The organism is Geodermatophilus sp. SYSU D00079 (assembly GCF_054050635.1).
Genome location: NZ_JBJGZS010000031.1, coordinates 33908 through 49459, shown reverse-complemented (window position 1 = coordinate 49459; position 15552 = coordinate 33908). Strand labels below are relative to the sequence as shown.

The 15552-nt window shown below is 77.6% G+C and carries 16 protein-coding genes; 7 read left to right on the top strand and 9 right to left on the bottom strand.

Annotated features, from left to right (window positions below; genetic code table 11):
* Positions 1 to 133: 133 nt before the first annotated feature.
* Positions 134 to 1507, top strand: coding sequence for an 8-oxoguanine deaminase (locus ACI79E_RS19840; protein ID WP_456934294.1), 1374 nt, complete (start codon positions 134 to 136; stop codon positions 1505 to 1507).
* Here ACI79E_RS19840 and egtE read toward each other — a convergent pair.
* The 9 genes from egtE to egtA form a co-directional block, all read right to left on the bottom strand.
* Positions 1504 to 2634 (bottom strand): ergothioneine biosynthesis PLP-dependent enzyme EgtE, encoded by a 1131-nt coding sequence (gene egtE / locus ACI79E_RS19835; protein ID WP_456934293.1) that lies wholly within the window; start codon positions 2632 to 2634, stop codon positions 1504 to 1506. The two genes, ACI79E_RS19840 and egtE, sit on opposite strands and share 4 nt — an antisense overlap.
* A 115-nt stretch (positions 2635 to 2749) precedes the next feature.
* Positions 2750 to 3505 (bottom strand): anti-sigma factor, encoded by a 756-nt coding sequence (locus tag ACI79E_RS19830; RefSeq protein WP_456934292.1) that lies wholly within the window; start codon positions 3503 to 3505, stop codon positions 2750 to 2752.
* Positions 3486 to 4076 (bottom strand): RNA polymerase sigma factor, encoded by a 591-nt coding sequence (locus ACI79E_RS19825; RefSeq protein ID WP_456934291.1) that lies wholly within the window; start codon positions 4074 to 4076, stop codon positions 3486 to 3488. Before ACI79E_RS19825 ends, ACI79E_RS19830 begins: the two co-directional genes overlap by 20 nt.
* 44 nt (positions 4077 to 4120) lie before the next feature.
* A complete protein-coding gene (locus ACI79E_RS19820; RefSeq protein ID WP_456934290.1) occupies positions 4121 to 4801 on the bottom strand; it encodes a class F sortase in 681 nt (226 codons plus the stop codon).
* 20 nt (positions 4802 to 4821) lie between these two features.
* Entirely contained in the window at positions 4822 to 5637 is an 816-nt protein-coding gene (locus tag ACI79E_RS19815; RefSeq protein ID WP_456934289.1) for a DUF4397 domain-containing protein, read from the bottom strand.
* Positions 5638 to 5937: 300 nt separating this feature from the next.
* Complete coding sequence (egtD, locus tag ACI79E_RS19810) at positions 5938 to 6906, bottom strand: L-histidine N(alpha)-methyltransferase (RefSeq protein ID WP_456934288.1); 969 nt, start codon at positions 6904 to 6906, stop codon at positions 5938 to 5940.
* A 15-nt stretch (positions 6907 to 6921) separates the two neighbouring features.
* Positions 6922 to 7611: an ergothioneine biosynthesis protein EgtC gene (gene egtC, locus ACI79E_RS19805; RefSeq protein WP_456934287.1), complete on the bottom strand. Its 690-nt coding sequence runs from the start codon at positions 7609 to 7611 to the stop codon at positions 6922 to 6924.
* Positions 7611 to 8912, bottom strand: coding sequence for an ergothioneine biosynthesis protein EgtB (gene egtB / locus ACI79E_RS19800; RefSeq protein ID WP_456934286.1), 1302 nt, complete (start codon positions 8910 to 8912; stop codon positions 7611 to 7613). Before egtB ends, egtC begins: the two co-directional genes overlap by 1 nt.
* Positions 8909 to 10192 (bottom strand): ergothioneine biosynthesis glutamate--cysteine ligase EgtA, encoded by a 1284-nt coding sequence (egtA, locus tag ACI79E_RS19795; RefSeq protein WP_456934285.1) that lies wholly within the window; start codon positions 10190 to 10192, stop codon positions 8909 to 8911. Before egtA ends, egtB begins: the two co-directional genes overlap by 4 nt.
* A gap of 154 nt (positions 10193 to 10346) precedes the next feature.
* Here egtA and ACI79E_RS19790 point away from each other — a divergent pair, with 154 nt between their 5' ends.
* From ACI79E_RS19790 to ACI79E_RS19765, 6 genes are all read left to right on the top strand, one after another.
* A complete protein-coding gene (locus tag ACI79E_RS19790; protein ID WP_456934284.1) occupies positions 10347 to 10826 on the top strand; it encodes a DUF309 domain-containing protein in 480 nt (159 codons plus the stop codon).
* Positions 10827 to 10937: 111 nt separating this feature from the next.
* Positions 10938 to 11738 (top strand): class I SAM-dependent methyltransferase, encoded by an 801-nt coding sequence (locus ACI79E_RS19785; protein WP_456934283.1) that lies wholly within the window; start codon positions 10938 to 10940, stop codon positions 11736 to 11738.
* A gap of 9 nt (positions 11739 to 11747) precedes the next feature.
* Positions 11748 to 12188: an SRPBCC domain-containing protein gene (locus ACI79E_RS19780; RefSeq protein WP_456934282.1), complete on the top strand. Its 441-nt coding sequence runs from the start codon at positions 11748 to 11750 to the stop codon at positions 12186 to 12188.
* A 191-nt stretch (positions 12189 to 12379) separates the two neighbouring features.
* Positions 12380 to 13882, top strand: coding sequence for a malic enzyme-like NAD(P)-binding protein (locus ACI79E_RS19775; RefSeq protein ID WP_456934281.1), 1503 nt, complete (start codon positions 12380 to 12382; stop codon positions 13880 to 13882).
* A 96-nt stretch (positions 13883 to 13978) separates the two neighbouring features.
* Entirely contained in the window at positions 13979 to 14833 is an 855-nt protein-coding gene (locus tag ACI79E_RS19770; protein ID WP_456934280.1) for an Fpg/Nei family DNA glycosylase, read from the top strand.
* A 55-nt stretch (positions 14834 to 14888) separates the two neighbouring features.
* A complete protein-coding gene (locus ACI79E_RS19765) occupies positions 14889 to 15539 on the top strand; it encodes a haloacid dehalogenase (RefSeq protein ID WP_456934279.1) in 651 nt (216 codons plus the stop codon).
* Positions 15540 to 15552 lie beyond the last annotated feature (13 nt).

The window sequence follows — 15552 nt, the reverse complement described above, 5'->3', positions numbered from 1 at the left end:
CCCCCCCCCCCCCCCCCCCCCCCCCCCCCCCCCCCCCCCCCCCCCCCCCCCCCCCCCCCCCCCCCCCCCCCCCCCCCCCCCCCCCCCCCCCCCCCCCTCGCCGCCCCGTCCCTCCCGCGGGCAGGATGCCCGCGTGGAGACCGCGGACCTGCTGGTGCACGACGCGGAGCTGCTGGCCACCGTCGACGACGCCCGGCGGGAGATCGCCGGCGGCTGGGTGGCGGTCACCGGCGGCGTGGTCAGCGGGGTGGGCGGGCCGGCGGACCCGCCACCGGACGCCGCCCGCCGGATCGACGCGCGCGGGTGCCTGGTCACCCCGGGCCTGGTCAACACCCACCACCACCTCTACCAGAACCTGACCCGCGCCTTCGCGCCCGCGCTGACCGGTGGCCTGTTCGAGTGGCTGGTCACCCTGTACCCGCTGTGGGCCCGGCTGGACGAGGAAGCGGCCCACGTCAGCGCCTTCGTGGGGCTGACCGAGCTCGCGCTGTCCGGGTGCACCACGTCCAGCGACCACCTCTACGTCCACCCGCGCGGCGCCGGTGACCTCATCGCGGCGGAGGTGGCCGCCGCCCGCGACGTGGGGGTGCGCCTCACCGCCACCCGCGGCTCGATGTCGCTGTCGGTCGAGGACGGCGGCCTGCCGCCGGCGTCCGTCGTCCAGGACGACGACGAGGTCCTCGCCGACTCCGCACGGCTGGTCGCCGCGCACCACGACCCGTCGCCGCACGCCATGACGCGGATCGCGCTGGCCCCGTGCTCGCCGTTCAGCGTGTCGACCTCGCTCATGACGCGCACCGCCGAGCTGGCCGAGGCGCTGGACGTGCGGCTGCACACGCACCTGGCCGAGACCCGCGACGAGGACGCGTTCTGCGAGGCCACCTTCGGCCGCCGTCCCGTGGAGTACCTGGCCGACGTCGGCTGGCTCACCGGCCGGGCGTGGCTGGCGCACGTGGTGTGGCCCTCGGCGGCCGACGTGCTGCGGCTGGGTGCCGCCGGGGTGGGGGCGGCGCACTGCCCGTCGTCCAACATGGTCCTGGGCAGCGGCCTGGCGCCGGTCGCCGAGCTGCGCGCCGCCGGCGTGCCGGTCGGGCTGGGCGTGGACGGCTCCGCCTCGGCCGACTCCGCCTCGCTGTGGCTGGAGGCCCGGACGGCGATGCTGCAGGGCAAGCTGCGGCACGGCGCCGGGGCGATGTCGGCCCGCGACGCGCTGGAGATGGCCACCCGCGGCGGGGCGACCTGCCTCGGCCGCGGCGGGGAGGTCGGTGAGCTGTCGGTCGGGGCGTGCGGTGACCTGGCGGTGTGGCCGCTGGACGGCGTCCGGTTCGCCGGCGCGCTGTCGGACCCGGTGGAGGCCTGGCTGCGCTGCGGGCCGGTGTCGGCGCGGCACACCGTCGTCGCGGGCCGGCCGGTGGTCGCCGAGGGGGTGCCCGTGCACCCGGCGCTGGAGGAGCGGCTCGCCGTCCACCGCCGGGTGTCGGCCGCGATGCAGGCCGCGGCGGGCTAGAGGGCGGCGGCGAGGGCCTCCAGGTCGTCGACGGTGGCGTCCAGGTGCGGGGAGATCCGCAGCACCGGGCCGGTCATCTCCCCGGGCGCGCGCTCCGGGCCGATCGCGGTGGTCACGATGCCGTGCTCGGTGAGCAGCCGCGCCCGCGTGGTGACGACGTCGACGCCCTCCGGTGGCCGCAGCGTGGTCGTGGCGGTCGGCTCCTCCAGCGGCTCCACGACCCGCCAGCCGGCCACCCCCTCCAGCACCTCCCGGCTGGTCCGGCCCAGCGCCGACAGCCGGGCCCGCACCCGCTCCGGCCCGGCCGCCAGGTGCTCCCCGACGGCCAGCACGAGGCCGACCCGGCCCGCGACGTGCGCCTCGCCGGACTCGAAGGCCCGCAGCGGCGGGACGTCGGCCGGCTCGGGCAGCACCGGGGTGAGCTGCGCGGTGGTCGCCGGGCGGACGCACAGCACGCCGACCCCGCGCGGCCCGGCCAGCCACTTGCGCGACGTCGAGTAGACGACGTCGGCGCCCAGGTCGGTGTCGACGTGCCCCAGCGACTGCGCGGCGTCCAGCACCAGCGGCACGCCGGCCTCGCGGCACAGCGCGGCGACCTCACGGGCGGGCTGGACGATCCCGCGGTGGCTGCCGATGTGGGTCAGGTGCACGAACCGCGGCGGCGCGGTGGCCAGCAGGCGGGCCACGCCGTCGAGGTCGGCCCGGCCCAGGTCGTCGACCGGCAACGGCTCCGGCGTCAGCCCGGCCGCCCGCAGCTGGGCGACGTTCGGCGCGTACTCGCCGGGCAGGCAGGCCACCCGCGTGCCCGGCGGCAGCCGCCACCCGGACAGCAGCGCGACGAGCGCGGCCTGCGCCGACTCCACGAAGGCGACGTCCGCGGCCGCCATGCCGACCAGCCCGCCGAGCACCGACCGGCCCTGCTGCAGCAGGTCGTCGGCGGTCGCCTCGGCCACGTACCCGCCCAGCTCGGCCTCGTGCCGGGCGTGGTGCGCGACCGCCTCCAGCACCCGGTGGCTCTGCCGGCTGCAGGCCGCGGAGTCCAGGTGCCGGCCGGCGGGGCGGGGTCGGGCGGAGCGCCAGGCGGCGCCGAGGTCCTCGTGGACGAGGTCGGGGTCGAGCAGGGTCACGGAAGCCTCCTCGCTGGCGCTCGTCGGCTCCGTGCCCGACGGTGCTCTGCTGCTGCGTGACCGCGCACGCCCGGTCACGGGCCCCACGTTAGGCGCGCGTTCCGTCGGGCGGCGGTCAGGTCTCGAGCAGGCCGCGCGCCACCGAGTCGCCGGAGTGCGTGGGGTCGCCGTCCAGGGGCTCGACGGAGACGTCGACCACCGGGTACTGCCCGAGGTCGATGCCGGCGGGCAGCGGCAGCGCCACCCGGCGGCCGCCCTGGACGACGCCGACGGACACCATGTCCTCCACGGCCTCGTCGATCAGCCAGACCTCGTAGAAGCCCTCGCGCAGGGCCGCGGCGGTGAGGTCCACCTCGAGCACGAGGGTGCCGTCGTCCCGTTCGACGACCCGCGCCTGGCCGGAGGCGCCGCTGCCGCCGAGGGGGTCGAGCGCGGTCGCGGCCACCGCGGAGCCGCCGTCGTCCCGGCTGCCGAGGGCCACCGCACCCGCGCCGATGCCGACACCGACGACGAGCGCCGCGGCGGCGGCCAGCAGCAACCGCGACCGTCGGGGTCGCAGCGGGGTCACGGTCGCCGCAGGGGCCTCCGGCGCCGGGGACGGCGGTGCGGCGGCGGTCGCGGCGACGACCTCGGGTCGCGGTTGCGCGCTCACGCCGGTGGCGGCGGCGATCGCCGCCCAGACCGCCGGCGGCGGGGGCACCGGGGCGCCGGGTGCGGCCAGCGCCGGGACGGCGAGGGCGTCGACGCCGCGCTGCAGGGACGCCACCTCCGCCTGGCACCGTGCGCAGCTCTCCAGGTGCGCGGCGTCGACGGCTGGCAGCGGCTCGCGCAGCGCGGCGAGGGCCAGTTGGTCAGGCGTGCAGTGCGGCACCGTCCACCTCCAACCGGGTCCGCAGGCGCTCCAGGGTGCGCCGGATGTGGCTCTTGACGGTGCCCAGGGGCAGCCCGGTGCGGGCGGCGATCTGGCTGTGGGTGAGGTCCTCGAAGAAGGCCATCTCGATGATGCCCCGCTGCGGTTGGCCGAGCTGGTCCAGCTCGCCGAGGAGCAGGACGCGGTCGGCGACGGCGGTGTCGACCGGCGGCCCACCGGCCTGGGGCGCCGCCTGGGCCTGGGCGACGGCCGCCTCGGCGGTGCGGCGCTGCCGGTCGCGGCGGGCCCAGGCATCGGCGATCTTGTGCCGGCAGACGCCGACCAGCCAGGCCGGCAGGGGACCCTGGTCCGGGCGGTAGCCGGCGCGGCCGGTCCAGGCCGAGACGAACGTCTGCTGGGTGACGTCCTCGGCGTCCGGACCGGGGCCGAACGCCCGGACCGCCATGCCGTGCACCTGCCCGGCGAAGCGTTCGTAGGCCCAGGCCAGGGCCTGCTCGTCGCCGGCGGCGAAGCGGCGGCCCACCTCGGCGTCGTCCGGCTCGGGAGCCGGCGTCACCGGGGCGGGGGGCACGCGCCCGACCCTAGGCCCTGCGGCGCCGCGTTCCAGGGTCCCGGTCACGGGGAGGGCTCCGCGACGACGACGACGTTGTCCCGGTAGCCGCGCAGCTCGGGGAGGAACGGCCCGCCGCAGGTGACCAGCACCAGGCGCGGGGGACCGGTGCGGGTGAACAGGCGGTCCAGCGGCAGCACCTGCTTCTGGACGGTCTCCCGCGACACGACCCGCCACCGGGTGACGGTCCCCGCCGCGTCGGTGACCAGCACCTCGACGCCGACGGCGGCGTCCCGGAGCCGTGCGAGGACCCCCAGGCCCTGCTCGCGGTCGTCGACGTGCGCGGCGACGACCGCCGCCCCCTCCGCTCCGGGGACGGGCCCGAACCGGTACCAGCCCACGCGGTCGACGTCGTCGGGGATGGCCATCTGGCCGTCGTCGCGCACGCCCACCGGGTCCACGGGGGCGGCGATGCCGGCGTCCGGCACGGCCAGCGCGACCGGCGGTGGCGCGGCGGGGACCGCGGCCGGGGTGGCCGGCCGCGCCGTTCCGGCCGGCAGGGCGGGGACTCGGGCCGGTGCCGTCGCCGGGCTGCTCGACGACGGCACCGGCGTGGTCGTGGCGGGGAGCGCCTGGTCCAGCCGTGCGCCCGCCGCCGCCGTGTCCCGGGTGCCCAGCCAGGCGGCCGGCGCCCCGACCGCCAGGGCCAGGCCCAGCACCACGCCGGCGGCGGCGGGGCGCACCATCGGACCGCTCCCGCTGCCGGTCAGGCCCGTGAGCCGGCCAGGCGGCGGGCGGCCAGACCGGCCGCGGCCAGACCGGCCAGCGACAGGGCTGCCAGCGGCGCGGGGAACGAGCCGTCGTCGGCCAGGCCGGCCGACCCGCCGGGGATGCCGGAGGGTGCGGAGTGGGCGCCGGCGATCGTCTGGACGGCCAGCTGGTAACCGGCCTGCTCGGAGCCCCAGGCGTAGACGACCGTGGTCGCGCCCTCGGTCAGGGACAGGTCGGCCGGGCCGATCGCGACGGTGTCGGTGCCGGCGAGCACGACGTCGGCGCTCACGGTGCCCGCGGGCACGGTGAGGGCGGCCTCGTCGGGGTTGGTGAGGCCGGGGGCGACGACACTCCCGCCGGCCCGCACGTCGACGGCCGGGGCGGCGGCGGTGTGCCGCACGACGGCGCGCGCCTGGCCGGCCGGGACGGGCGAGGTGTCGTTGACGAAGGGGGTCAGCGCGGGCGCGCCGCTCGCGTCGAGGTGGGCGACGACGGTGGCGTTCGCCCCCGCGGGGACGGCGACCCCGTCGGCCGACAGCAGCGGGGCGCCGGAGGCGTCGGGCGCGTCGGCCGGGTACAGCGCGAGGTCGTAGTCGCCGCCGGGCAGCTGCAGGGGGTCGGTCAGGGTGCCGGGCTGGAAGTCGTCGATGAGCCGCTCGCCGTTGGCGTAGACGTCGACCGGGGTGGCCGGCACACCGTGCAGGACCGAGACGGTCGCGGTGTCGGCGGCCAGGGCCGGGGCTGTCCCGAGGGCGAGCAGGGTGCCGGTGGTGCCTGCGGCGAGCACGAGGGCGGTGCGGGTCCGGATCACGGTGCGGTCCTCTCGGTGGTGCGCTGGGGTGTCTGTCACCCCTCCCTTCCAGGCCACCTGCGCAGCCGGATGCAGGTGAGGGCGGTGCGGCTCCCGGTCGGGCCCGGAGCGACCCCGGCACCGAGCACCTGTCTCCTGGGGAGCTCGTGCTCTGCCCGTCCACGTGGGCAGAGCACGAGCGTGCGGCGCGGGAGGTGGGGATGCGCTGCTCGTGCTGTGCCCGTCCACGTGGGCAGAGCACGAGCGTGCTCGGGGAAGGTCCCCGGGGGCGGCGGACGGTGGCCTGGGAGCGCCCGGCCCTCAGGCGGGGACGGACAGGGAGAGGGCGAAGTCGCCGTCCGGGTCGGTCCACCAGTGCGCCAGCCGCAGGCCCGCGGCGGCCAGCTCGGCCTCGACGCCGTCCCGGCGGAACTTCGCCGACACCTCCGTCCGCAGCTCCTCACCGGCAGCGAACGGGACGTCGAGGTCGAGCGCGGCCACCCGCACGACCTGGTCGACCCGCGACCGCAGCCGCATCTCGATCCACTCCTGCTGCTCGTCCCACACGGCCACGTGCTCGAAGGCGGCCGGGTCGAACGACGCCCCCAACTCCCGGTCCAGCACCGCCAGCACGTTCCGGTTGAACGCCGCGGTGACCCCCGCCGCGTCGTCGTAGGCGCGCAGCAGCCGGTCCCGGTCCTTCACCAGGTCGGTGCCGAGCAGGAAGGAGTCCCCCGGTTGCAGGGTGCCGGCGAGCTCGGCCAGGAACGCCGCGCGCGGCCCCGGTTCGAGGTTGCCGATCGTCGAGCCGAGGAAGGCCACCAGCCGCCGTCCGGACCGCGGCAGCTCGCCCAGGTGCCGGGTGAAGTCGCCGACCACCGCGTCCACCTCGACCCCGGGGTACTCGGCGGTGACCGCGGCGGCGGCGTCCTGCAGCACCGAGGGGTCGACGTCGACGGGCACGAACCGGCGCAGCGTGCCCGCGTCGCGCAGTGCGGTGAGCAGCAGGCGGGTCTTCTCCGACGTGCCGCTGCCGAGCTCGACGAGCACCTCGGCACCCGACGCCGCGGCGACCTCCCCCGCGCGCGCGGTGAGGATGGCCCGCTCCGCGCGGGTCGGGTAGTACTCCGGCAGCCGGGTGATCCGGTCGAACAGCTCGCTGCCGCGCGCGTCGTAGAACCACCGCGGCGGCAGCCACTTCGGCGTCGCGGTCAGCCCGGCCAGCGCGTCGGCGCGCAACGCGGCCGCGGCGTCGCCGGGGGCGAGGTGGCTGGTCAGCGAGTTGGGCACGGGGCTCCTCGGGCGTCAGTCGAGCGGGGTCAGGGTCAGGCCGTCGGGGGTGGCCTCGACCAGGCAGCGGTCGGGGACGTCGGTCCACGCCGGGTCGTCGTCCCACGGCTCGCTGGCCAGGGCGGTGCCCTCGGCGGTCACCAGCGCCGAGAGGGTGTCGCCCCAGGTGGTGGCCAGCAGCCGGGTGCCGTCGGCGGCCAGCAGGTTCAGCCGGGCGCCAGGGTCGGCCGCGGCGACCTCGCGGACCGTCGTCCCCAGGGCGTCCAGGCCACGGGCGAACACCAGGGCCGCCAGCAGGGCGCTGTCGACGGTGGACTCGGCGTCCCGCACCGGCGGCAGCACCGCGCGGTCGACGCGGCCGTTGTGCGAGACCAGCCACCGGCCGTCGGTGAACGGGGCGACCGCGCTCTCCTCCAGCGGCATGCCCACCGTCGCCGACCGGACGGCGGCCACCACGCACCCCGAGCTGAGCACCGGGGCGACGGAGGCGAACGACGGGTCCGCCCACAGCGGCCGCGACGACCGCCAGCGCGCCGGCTCCGCCCGGCCGGGGGAGAAGAAGCCGACGCCCCAGCCGTCGGCGTTGACCGTGCCGTAGCGCTGGCGGCGGGGCGCCCAGGACTGCACCAGCAGCGACGACGGCGGGTCGAGCACCAGCGAGGCGAGCGTGCGGGGCCGGCCCAGCCAGGCGAGGTGGCGGCACATCAGGCGTCCCAGGCCAGCCGGAACCCGCTGAACAGCTGCCGGCGGACGGGGTGGTCCCAGTTGCGGAAGCCCGGCCGCAGGATCGACGGCGCCACCGCCCACGACCCGCCGCGCAGCACCCGGTGGTCGCCGCCGAAGAAGGGCGCGGAGTAGTCGGCGTAGAGCATCGGCCGGAAGCCCGGCCACGGCTGGAACGACGACGACGTCCACTCCCAGACCTCGCCCATGAGCTGCTCGGCGCCGTAGGCGGAGGCGCCGGCGGGATACGCCCCGACCGGCGCCGGGCGCAGCGCCGTCCCGCCCAGGTTGGCCAGCGCGGGCGTGGGCTCCGCGGAGCCCCACGGGAAGCGGCGGCGCCGGCCGGTGGACGGGTCCCAGACCGCCGCCTTCTCCCACTCCACCTCGGTGGGCAGCCGCGCCCCGGCCGGGACGACGCCCGTCGCGCCCGCCCACGTCGCGTACGCCTCGGCCTCGAAGAACGTGACGTGCTGGACCGGTTCGTCCGGAGGCAGGGCCTCGACCACGCCGAAGCGGGTGCGGGTGCCGTCGGGGCCCCAGAACTGCGGCCGGGCCAGGCCCGCCTCCACCCGGTGCGCCCAGCCCCGGGCCGACCACCACCGCCGCTCGGCGTAGCCCCCGTCGGCGACGAAGGCGGCGTACTCGGCGTTGGTCACCGGCACCCGCCCGAGCCGGAAGGCCGGCACGTCGACCCGGTGCGCCGGGCGCTCGTTGTCCAGCGAGAACGGCTCGTCAGCGGCGTCCACCCCGAGGACGAACTCCCCGGCCGGCACGGCCACCGACGTCCCCGCCACCCCGGGACGGCCGGGCGGCAGCGCGGTGCCGGAACCCAGCAGTGGCGGCCCGGGGCGCAGGTTGAGCGCCTGCAGCATCGTCTCGTCGTGCTGCTGCTCGTGGCTGACCACCATCGCGACGTCGAAGGCGTCGTCGTCCGGGTGCCGGCGCTCCAGCCGGTCGAGCACCCGGCCGCGCACCTCCGCGCAGAACGCCCGCGCCTCCACCGGCGGCAGCAGCGGCAGCCGGGCCCGGACGGCGCGCGGCTGGGTGAACGCGTCGTAGAGCACCTCGACGTCCGGCGGCAGCAGGCCGGGGCACGAGGCGTCGCCACCGCGCAGCAGCCAGAGGTCCTCCTGCTGACCGATGTGGGCGAGGTCCCAGACCAGCGGGCTCAGCAACGGCGTGTGCTGGGCCAGCAGCTCGGGCTCGTCGTGGTCGGTGAGCCGCAGGGTGCGGTCGCGGGCGGCGGTCAGCTCACGGGCGAGCAGCTCCCGCAGGTCGCTCATCGGGCCTCCGGTGCGGTCGGGGCGGACAGGGCGGGCGCCGTGGCGGCGAGCAGGGCGGCGACGGGGCCGCCGGCGCGGGCGGCGGCGAGCAGGGCGTCCCCGGGGCTGCGCCCGCGGTCGACGAGGTCGGCCAGCGCCTCCACCTCCGGGCGCATCGGCGCGGGGACGGCGTCACAGGCGGCGGTCAGGCAGGCGCGCGCCGCCCGGTGCAGGGCGGGGTCGGCCAGGCCGGCGGAGGCCGCGCGGTCCCACATCCCGGCCACGGGGGCGCTGGCCGCCGCGGCCCGCTCCGCGGCGGCGGGGGAGTCGACGAGCGTCGCGGTCACCGCGGCGAGGGCCGGCCACCACGGCTCGGGGGCGGCGTCCAGGTAGCGGATCTCGAGGTAGCCGCGGGGGCGGACCGGTGGGAAGAGCGTGGTCAGGTGGTAGGCGAGGTCCGCCGGGGTCGGGCGCCGGCCACCCAGCAGCGCCTCGCCGCGCACCCACGCGGCGAAGGGCACCCGGGCCCGCACGGGCGCGGCGCCGCCGTCGACGGGGTCGCGGACCAGCATCACCGGGGCGGCCAGGGCGTACTCCGCCCACTCGCCCGCGGGGTCCGCGCCGCCCAGCAGCGGGCCGCACCGGGCCTGGTCGAGGTCGCCCCACACCTGCTGCCGGTGAGACGCCCAGCCGGTGACCCGCCCCCCGGCCAGGGGTGAGCAGGCCGCGACGGCGACGAGGACGGGGCCCAGCTGGTGGACCAGCGCGACCCGCTCGCTCCACCCGCTGCCGGGCCCGGCATCGAGGTTGACCTGCAGGGACGCCGTCCCCGCCATCATCGCCGTGCCCGCCGCCGCGCAACCCACGGCGGCGAAGTGCTCCTCCATCGCGGCGTAGCGGGCCGCCGGGTTGACCCGCCGCGGGGCACGCAGCGGATCGGCACCCAGCGGGGCCAGGCCCAGCCGGTCCGCGGCCAGCGCGGCGGTGAGCACGTCGCGGTCGGCGCGCAGGGCGGTCACCGCGGCGGTGACGCCGGGCAGGGGCGGGCCCGACAGCTCCACCTGCCCGCCCGGCTCGACGGTGACCCGGCTGCCGCCCGGCAGTGTGGGCAGGGCGTCGACGGCTCCGCGGACCCGCGACCACGGCACCCGCGCCGCCGGGGCGTCGAGGTCGACCAGGTGCGCCTCGAGCTCCAGTCCGACCGTGCCGACCCGGCCGGGGCGCAACGCCGAGCCGGCGACCTGCGCCCACGCGGTGTCGACGTCGAGGACTGCTGCGCGCTCCTCCATGACGGGGGCCACGGGCCCCACCCCCTCCAGGTCCGGACCGGTCGGGATCGACCGCGGGTCGGTGCGGGGGCGGCCGCTCGGCCGTCCTCGGACCCATCGTGCACCCGCGCCCTGACAGGAACGGCCGCGCGGCGCATCCGGGAGGCGTCCGCGCCAGGATGGGCCGGTGGATGCCGACCGGGACCGCGACCGGGAGGGCCGCGCACGCAACGCCCGCCCGCGGGACGCGCTGGGCCGTCCCCTGCCCTACGGCGCGACGGGGGTGGAGCGTGCTCCGGAGGGGGTGGTGCGGCCGCCGGCGGAGTCCCTCGCCGAGGCGCAGCGGCTGCTCGACGCCGGCCGTCCCTTCCACGCCCACGAGGTGCTCGAGGACGCCTGGAAGAGCGCCCCCGGGGCCGAGCGTCGGTTGTGGCGGGGGCTGGCGCAGCTCGCGGTCGGACTGACGCACGCCGCCCGCGGCAACCTGCAGGGGGCGGCGACGCTGCTGGAGCGCGGCGCGGGCAACGTCGAGGGCTACGCCGCGGACCCGCCGCACGGCATCGACGTCGAGGGGCTGGTGGCGTGGGCCCGCGCGCTGGCGGCGGCCGCGGCCGGGGGGCGGCCGCCGGGTGACGCTCCGCCGCGCCTGGGTCAGGGGTCCCGGTGACGACGAGACGACGTGCCGACGCCCTGCGGTCCGGGGCGGTGGTGCGCGCGGCCGCCGCCGAGTCGCGGGGAGCCCTACCGGCCGGGCTGTGGTGCGGGGCACACTGCGGGCATGACCGCCTCCACCCCCGCGCGCAGCCGGGAGGTCTGGGCGGCCGGGGACTACCAGAAGGTCGGGGTCCGGCTCGTGCCGGCCAGCGAGCACCTGGTCGCCGACCTCGCCGTCCGGCCCGGGGACCGGCTGCTGGACGTCGCCGGCGGCACCGGCAACACGGCACTGGCCGCCGCCCGCCGGGACGCGGAGGTCGTCTGCAGCGACATCGTCCCCGAGCTGCTCGACTACGCCGTCCGCCGGGCCGAGGTGGAGGGGCTGACCTTCGCCACCGAGGCCGCGGACGCCTGCGACCTGCCCTTCCCCGACGCGTCGTTCGACGTCGTGGTCTCCACCTTCGGCGTCGTGTTCGCCGCCGACCCGGCGCGGGCCGCGCAGGAGCTGCTGCGGGTGCTGCGGCCCGGCGGCCGGCTGGGGCTGACCGCCTGGCTCCCGCAGGCGCCCGGCGGCCGGCTGCTCGCGCTGGTGGCCCGCCACGACCCGGAGGCCGCCACCGGGGACCCCCTGCGGTGGGGCACCCCGGACGGCGTGGAGGCGTTCCTCGGCCGCGGGGAGCTGTGGCAGGTCAAGCACGTCGAGCGCACCGTGGAGTTCACCGCGCCCTCGGTCGAGGCGCAGTGGCAGCGCTACCGCGACTGGTTCGGCCCCGTGCACACGGCGTGGCAGCGGCTGGACGAGGCCGGGCGGGACGCCCTGGAGCGCGAGTTCGCGGACATGTGGGGCAGTGCCACCCGCGGCGGCGGGCCGGGGATCGTCGTGCCCAACACGTACCTGCAGGTCACCGGCGTGCGGGCCGGGTGAGGGGGAGCGATGAGGAGCTTCGAGGCGACCGCCCGGATCGACGCGTCCCCGGACCAGGTGTGGGCGCTGCTGGTCGACGTCGGCAGCTGGCGGGACTGGGACTCCGGCGTGGACCGGGTGGAGGGTCGGGTCGCGCTCGGGGAGCGGCTGACGCTCTACGCCACGATGATCCGCAGCCGTCCGTTCGTCGTCACCGTCACCGAGCTCCGGCCCCGCGAGGCCATGCGCTGGCGGGGCGGGCTGCCGTTCGGGCTGGCGGTCATCGAGCGCACCTACCGCCTCGACGAGCAGGAGGACGGCGGCACGGTGGTCACCGTGCGCGAGGACCACACCGGCCCCCTGGCCGCCGTCCTCGGCCGCACCACCCCCGACCTCAACCCCTCGTTCCGCCAGTTCTGCGACGGGCTCAAGGCCCGGGCCGAGGGGCGGGTGTCGCGGCCGCCGTCCTGAGCCGTCGTGGTCGCCTCCCCCGCGGGACCGGAGCGTGCGGTGGCCGACCTGGCGCACCGCCCGGCCCTGGACGACGCGGCGCGGGTGGCCCTCGCCGCCGACGGCGGACTGGAACTGGTGCTGGACCCCACACGACCGTTGTGACCGCAAGGGTCTCGGACGCCGCGCGGGGTGGGACGATGGCACCCGCCATGAGCACCGACACCGCAGCCACGCCCAGCACCGACGACACCTCCCTCGGCGAGCCGGCGACGCCGCCCCGCGGGCCGGTGACCTCGGCCTCGTACTCGATCACCGTGCGGCTCACCGCCGACGGCGACCCGGCGTCCATCGGCCGGATCGCCACGGCGGTCGGCTCGGCCGGTGGCGCGGTCACCGCGATCGACGTCGTCGACTCCCGCTCCGACGGGCTCACCGTCGACGTGACCTGCTCGGCCGCCGACGCCGCGCACTCCGAGGAGATGGTCGACGCACTGCGCGCCGTCCCCGGGGTGAAGGTCCGCAAGGTCAGCGACCGGACCTTCCTGCTGCACCTGGGCGGCAAGCTGGAGGTCGCCTCCAAGGTGCCGCTGAAGACCCGCGACGACCTGTCGATGGCCTACACCCCCGGCGTGGCGCGGGTCTGCCTGGCGCTGGCGGAGAACCCCGACGACGTCCGCCGGCTGACGATCAAGGGCAACACCGTCGCCGTGGTCACCGACGGCTCCGCCGTCCTCGGTCTCGGCGACATCGGCCCGGGCGCGGCGATGCCGGTGATGGAGGGCAAGGCGGTCCTGTTCAAGCGGTTCGCCGACATCGACGCCTGGCCGATCTGCCTGGACACCCAGGACGTCGACGAGATCGTGCGCACCGTGGAGCTGCTGGCCCCCGGCTTCGGCGGCATCAACCTCGAGGACATCGCCGCCCCGCGCTGCTTCGAGATCGAGGCGCGGCTGCGCGAGAAGCTCGACATCCCGGTGTTCCACGACGACCAGCACGGGACGGCGATCGTCGCCCTGGCCGCGCTGCGCAACGCCCTGCGCGTCGTCGACAAGCAGCTCGAGGACGTGCGGATCGTGGTCGCCGGTGGCGGTGCCGCCGGGACGGCGATCGTGCACCTCATGCTCAAGGCCGGCGCCCGGCACGTCCTGGTGTGGGACCGCGAGGGCATCCTCTCGCCCGACGACGAGCGGCTCTCCCCGGCCAAGCGCGACCTGGCCGAGCGCACCAACCCCGACTGCGTGCGCGGGGAGCTGCCCGACGCGCTCGAGGGCGCCGACGTGTTCATCGGCGTCAGCGCCGGCAACGTGCTCGACGTCGACGACCTCGCCCGGATGGCCGAGGACGCGGTCGTCTTCCCGATGGCCAACCCCACCCCCGAGGTGGACCCGGTGCGCGCCCGGCAGCACGCGGCGATCGTCGCGTCCGGCCGCTCGGACCTGCCCAACCAGATCAACAACGTGCTGGCCTTCCCCGGCGTCTTCCGCGGCCTGCTCGACGCGCGGGCCCGGGAGATCAGCGACGGGATGCTGCTGGCGGCGGCCGAGGCCATCGCGGCGGTGGTCAAGGACGACCAGCTCAACGCCAACTACATCATCCCGAGCGTGTTCGACCCCGAGGTCACCCACGCGGTGGCCGCCGCGGTCGCCGAGCAGGCGCGGCACGAGCCCGGCGCGACCGTGCGGCTGAACGGGGACACCGGCGCCACCGCCTGAGGCAGGCGCCGGCCCCTCGCCGGCCCGCGAGGGGCCGGCGAGGGGCCACCCGATCGGCGGACGGCGCGGGTGGCGGGTTCGGTGGATCATGGCCGGGTGCCCGAGTTGCCCGAGGTGGAGGCCCTGGTCGCGTTCCTCCGTGAGAACGCCGTCGGCCGGGTGGTGACGCGGGTCGACCTCGCCGCCGTCCAGGCGATCAAGACCTTCGACCCGCCGCTGTCCGCGCTGGGCGGCCTCGAGCTGACCGGCGTCACCCGGCACGGCAAGTTCCTCGACCTCGACGTCTCCGGCCTGCACCTGGTCGTCCACCTGGCCCGGGCCGGCTGGCTGCACTGGCGCGCCGGGCTGCCGACCGCCCCGCCCAAGCCGGGCAAGGGTCCCCTCGCCGTGAGGGTGCACCTGGAGGGCGGCGACGGCTTCGACCTCACCGAGGCCGGCACCCGCAAGGGGCTGGCGGTCCACGTCGTCCGGACCCCGGCCGAGGTCCCCGGCATCGCCCGCCTCGGCCCCGACGCGCTGGCCGTCGACCGGGAGACGTTCGCGGCGCTGCTGGCCGGCCGCTCCGGGCAGCTCAAGGGCGCCCTCACCGACCAGACGCTGCTCGCCGGCATCGGCAACGCCTACTCCGACGAGATACTGCACGCCGCCCGGCTCTCGCCGTTCAAGATGGCCGACAAGCTCAGCGACGACGAGGTGGTCCGTCTCCACGACGCCGTGCGGGCCACGCTCACCGACGCGCTGGAGCGCCAGGTCGGCCAGCAGGCGGCGACGATGAAGGGCGAGAAGCGGTCGGGGTTGCAGGTGCACGCCCGCACCGGCCTGCCCTGCCCGGTGTGCGGGGACACCGTCCGCGAGGTGAGCTTCGCCGACACCTCGCTGCAGTACTGCCCGACCTGTCAGACCGGCGGCAAGCCGCTGGCCGACCGGCGGCTGTCCAAGCTGCTGCGCTGAGCGCAGTCGCCCGGGGTGCGGGGCCGGCACCGGGCGACTCGGCCACACTGGGCGGGTGCTCGTCACCGTCGACCTGTTCAGCGCGCTGGTGGACTCCCGCACGGGCGGCTCGGCCGCGCTGACGCGGATCACCGGCGGGGACGGCGAGCGGCTCTACGACCTCTGGGACGCGGCCAACAAGACCTCGCAGCGCGACGAGCCCACCTGGGTCCCGTTCGCCGAGCACAGCCGCCGCGCGCTTGCCGCCGCCTACGCGCAGCTGGGCGTCGACCGGGACGCCGCGGCCGACTGCACCGCGCTGCTGGACTCGGTGGCCGACTGGCCGCTGTGGCCCGACGTGCCCGACGGCCTGGCGGCGCTGGCGCGGGTGGCGACGGTCGGCGTCCTGTCCAACGTGGACGACGCCGTCTTCGCCCGCACCCGCGTCGCGCCGCTGGTCGACAGCCTGATCGACCCGGCCGCCGTCCTCACCTCCGAGCGGCTGGGCGCCTACAAGCCCGCCGCGGAGCTCTACCGGCGGGCGCGGGAGCGGGCCGGCGGGCGGCTGACCCACGTGGCGACGTCGGCGCGGGACGTGCGCGGTGCGCTGGCCGCCGGCATCGACGTCGTCCGGCTGCGGCGGCCCGGGCACGTGCTCGACCCCGACGGCGGCACGCCGCGCCGGGAGGCCGCCGACCTGCCCGAGGTCGCCCGGCTGCTGACCTGAGCGCCGCCGGACG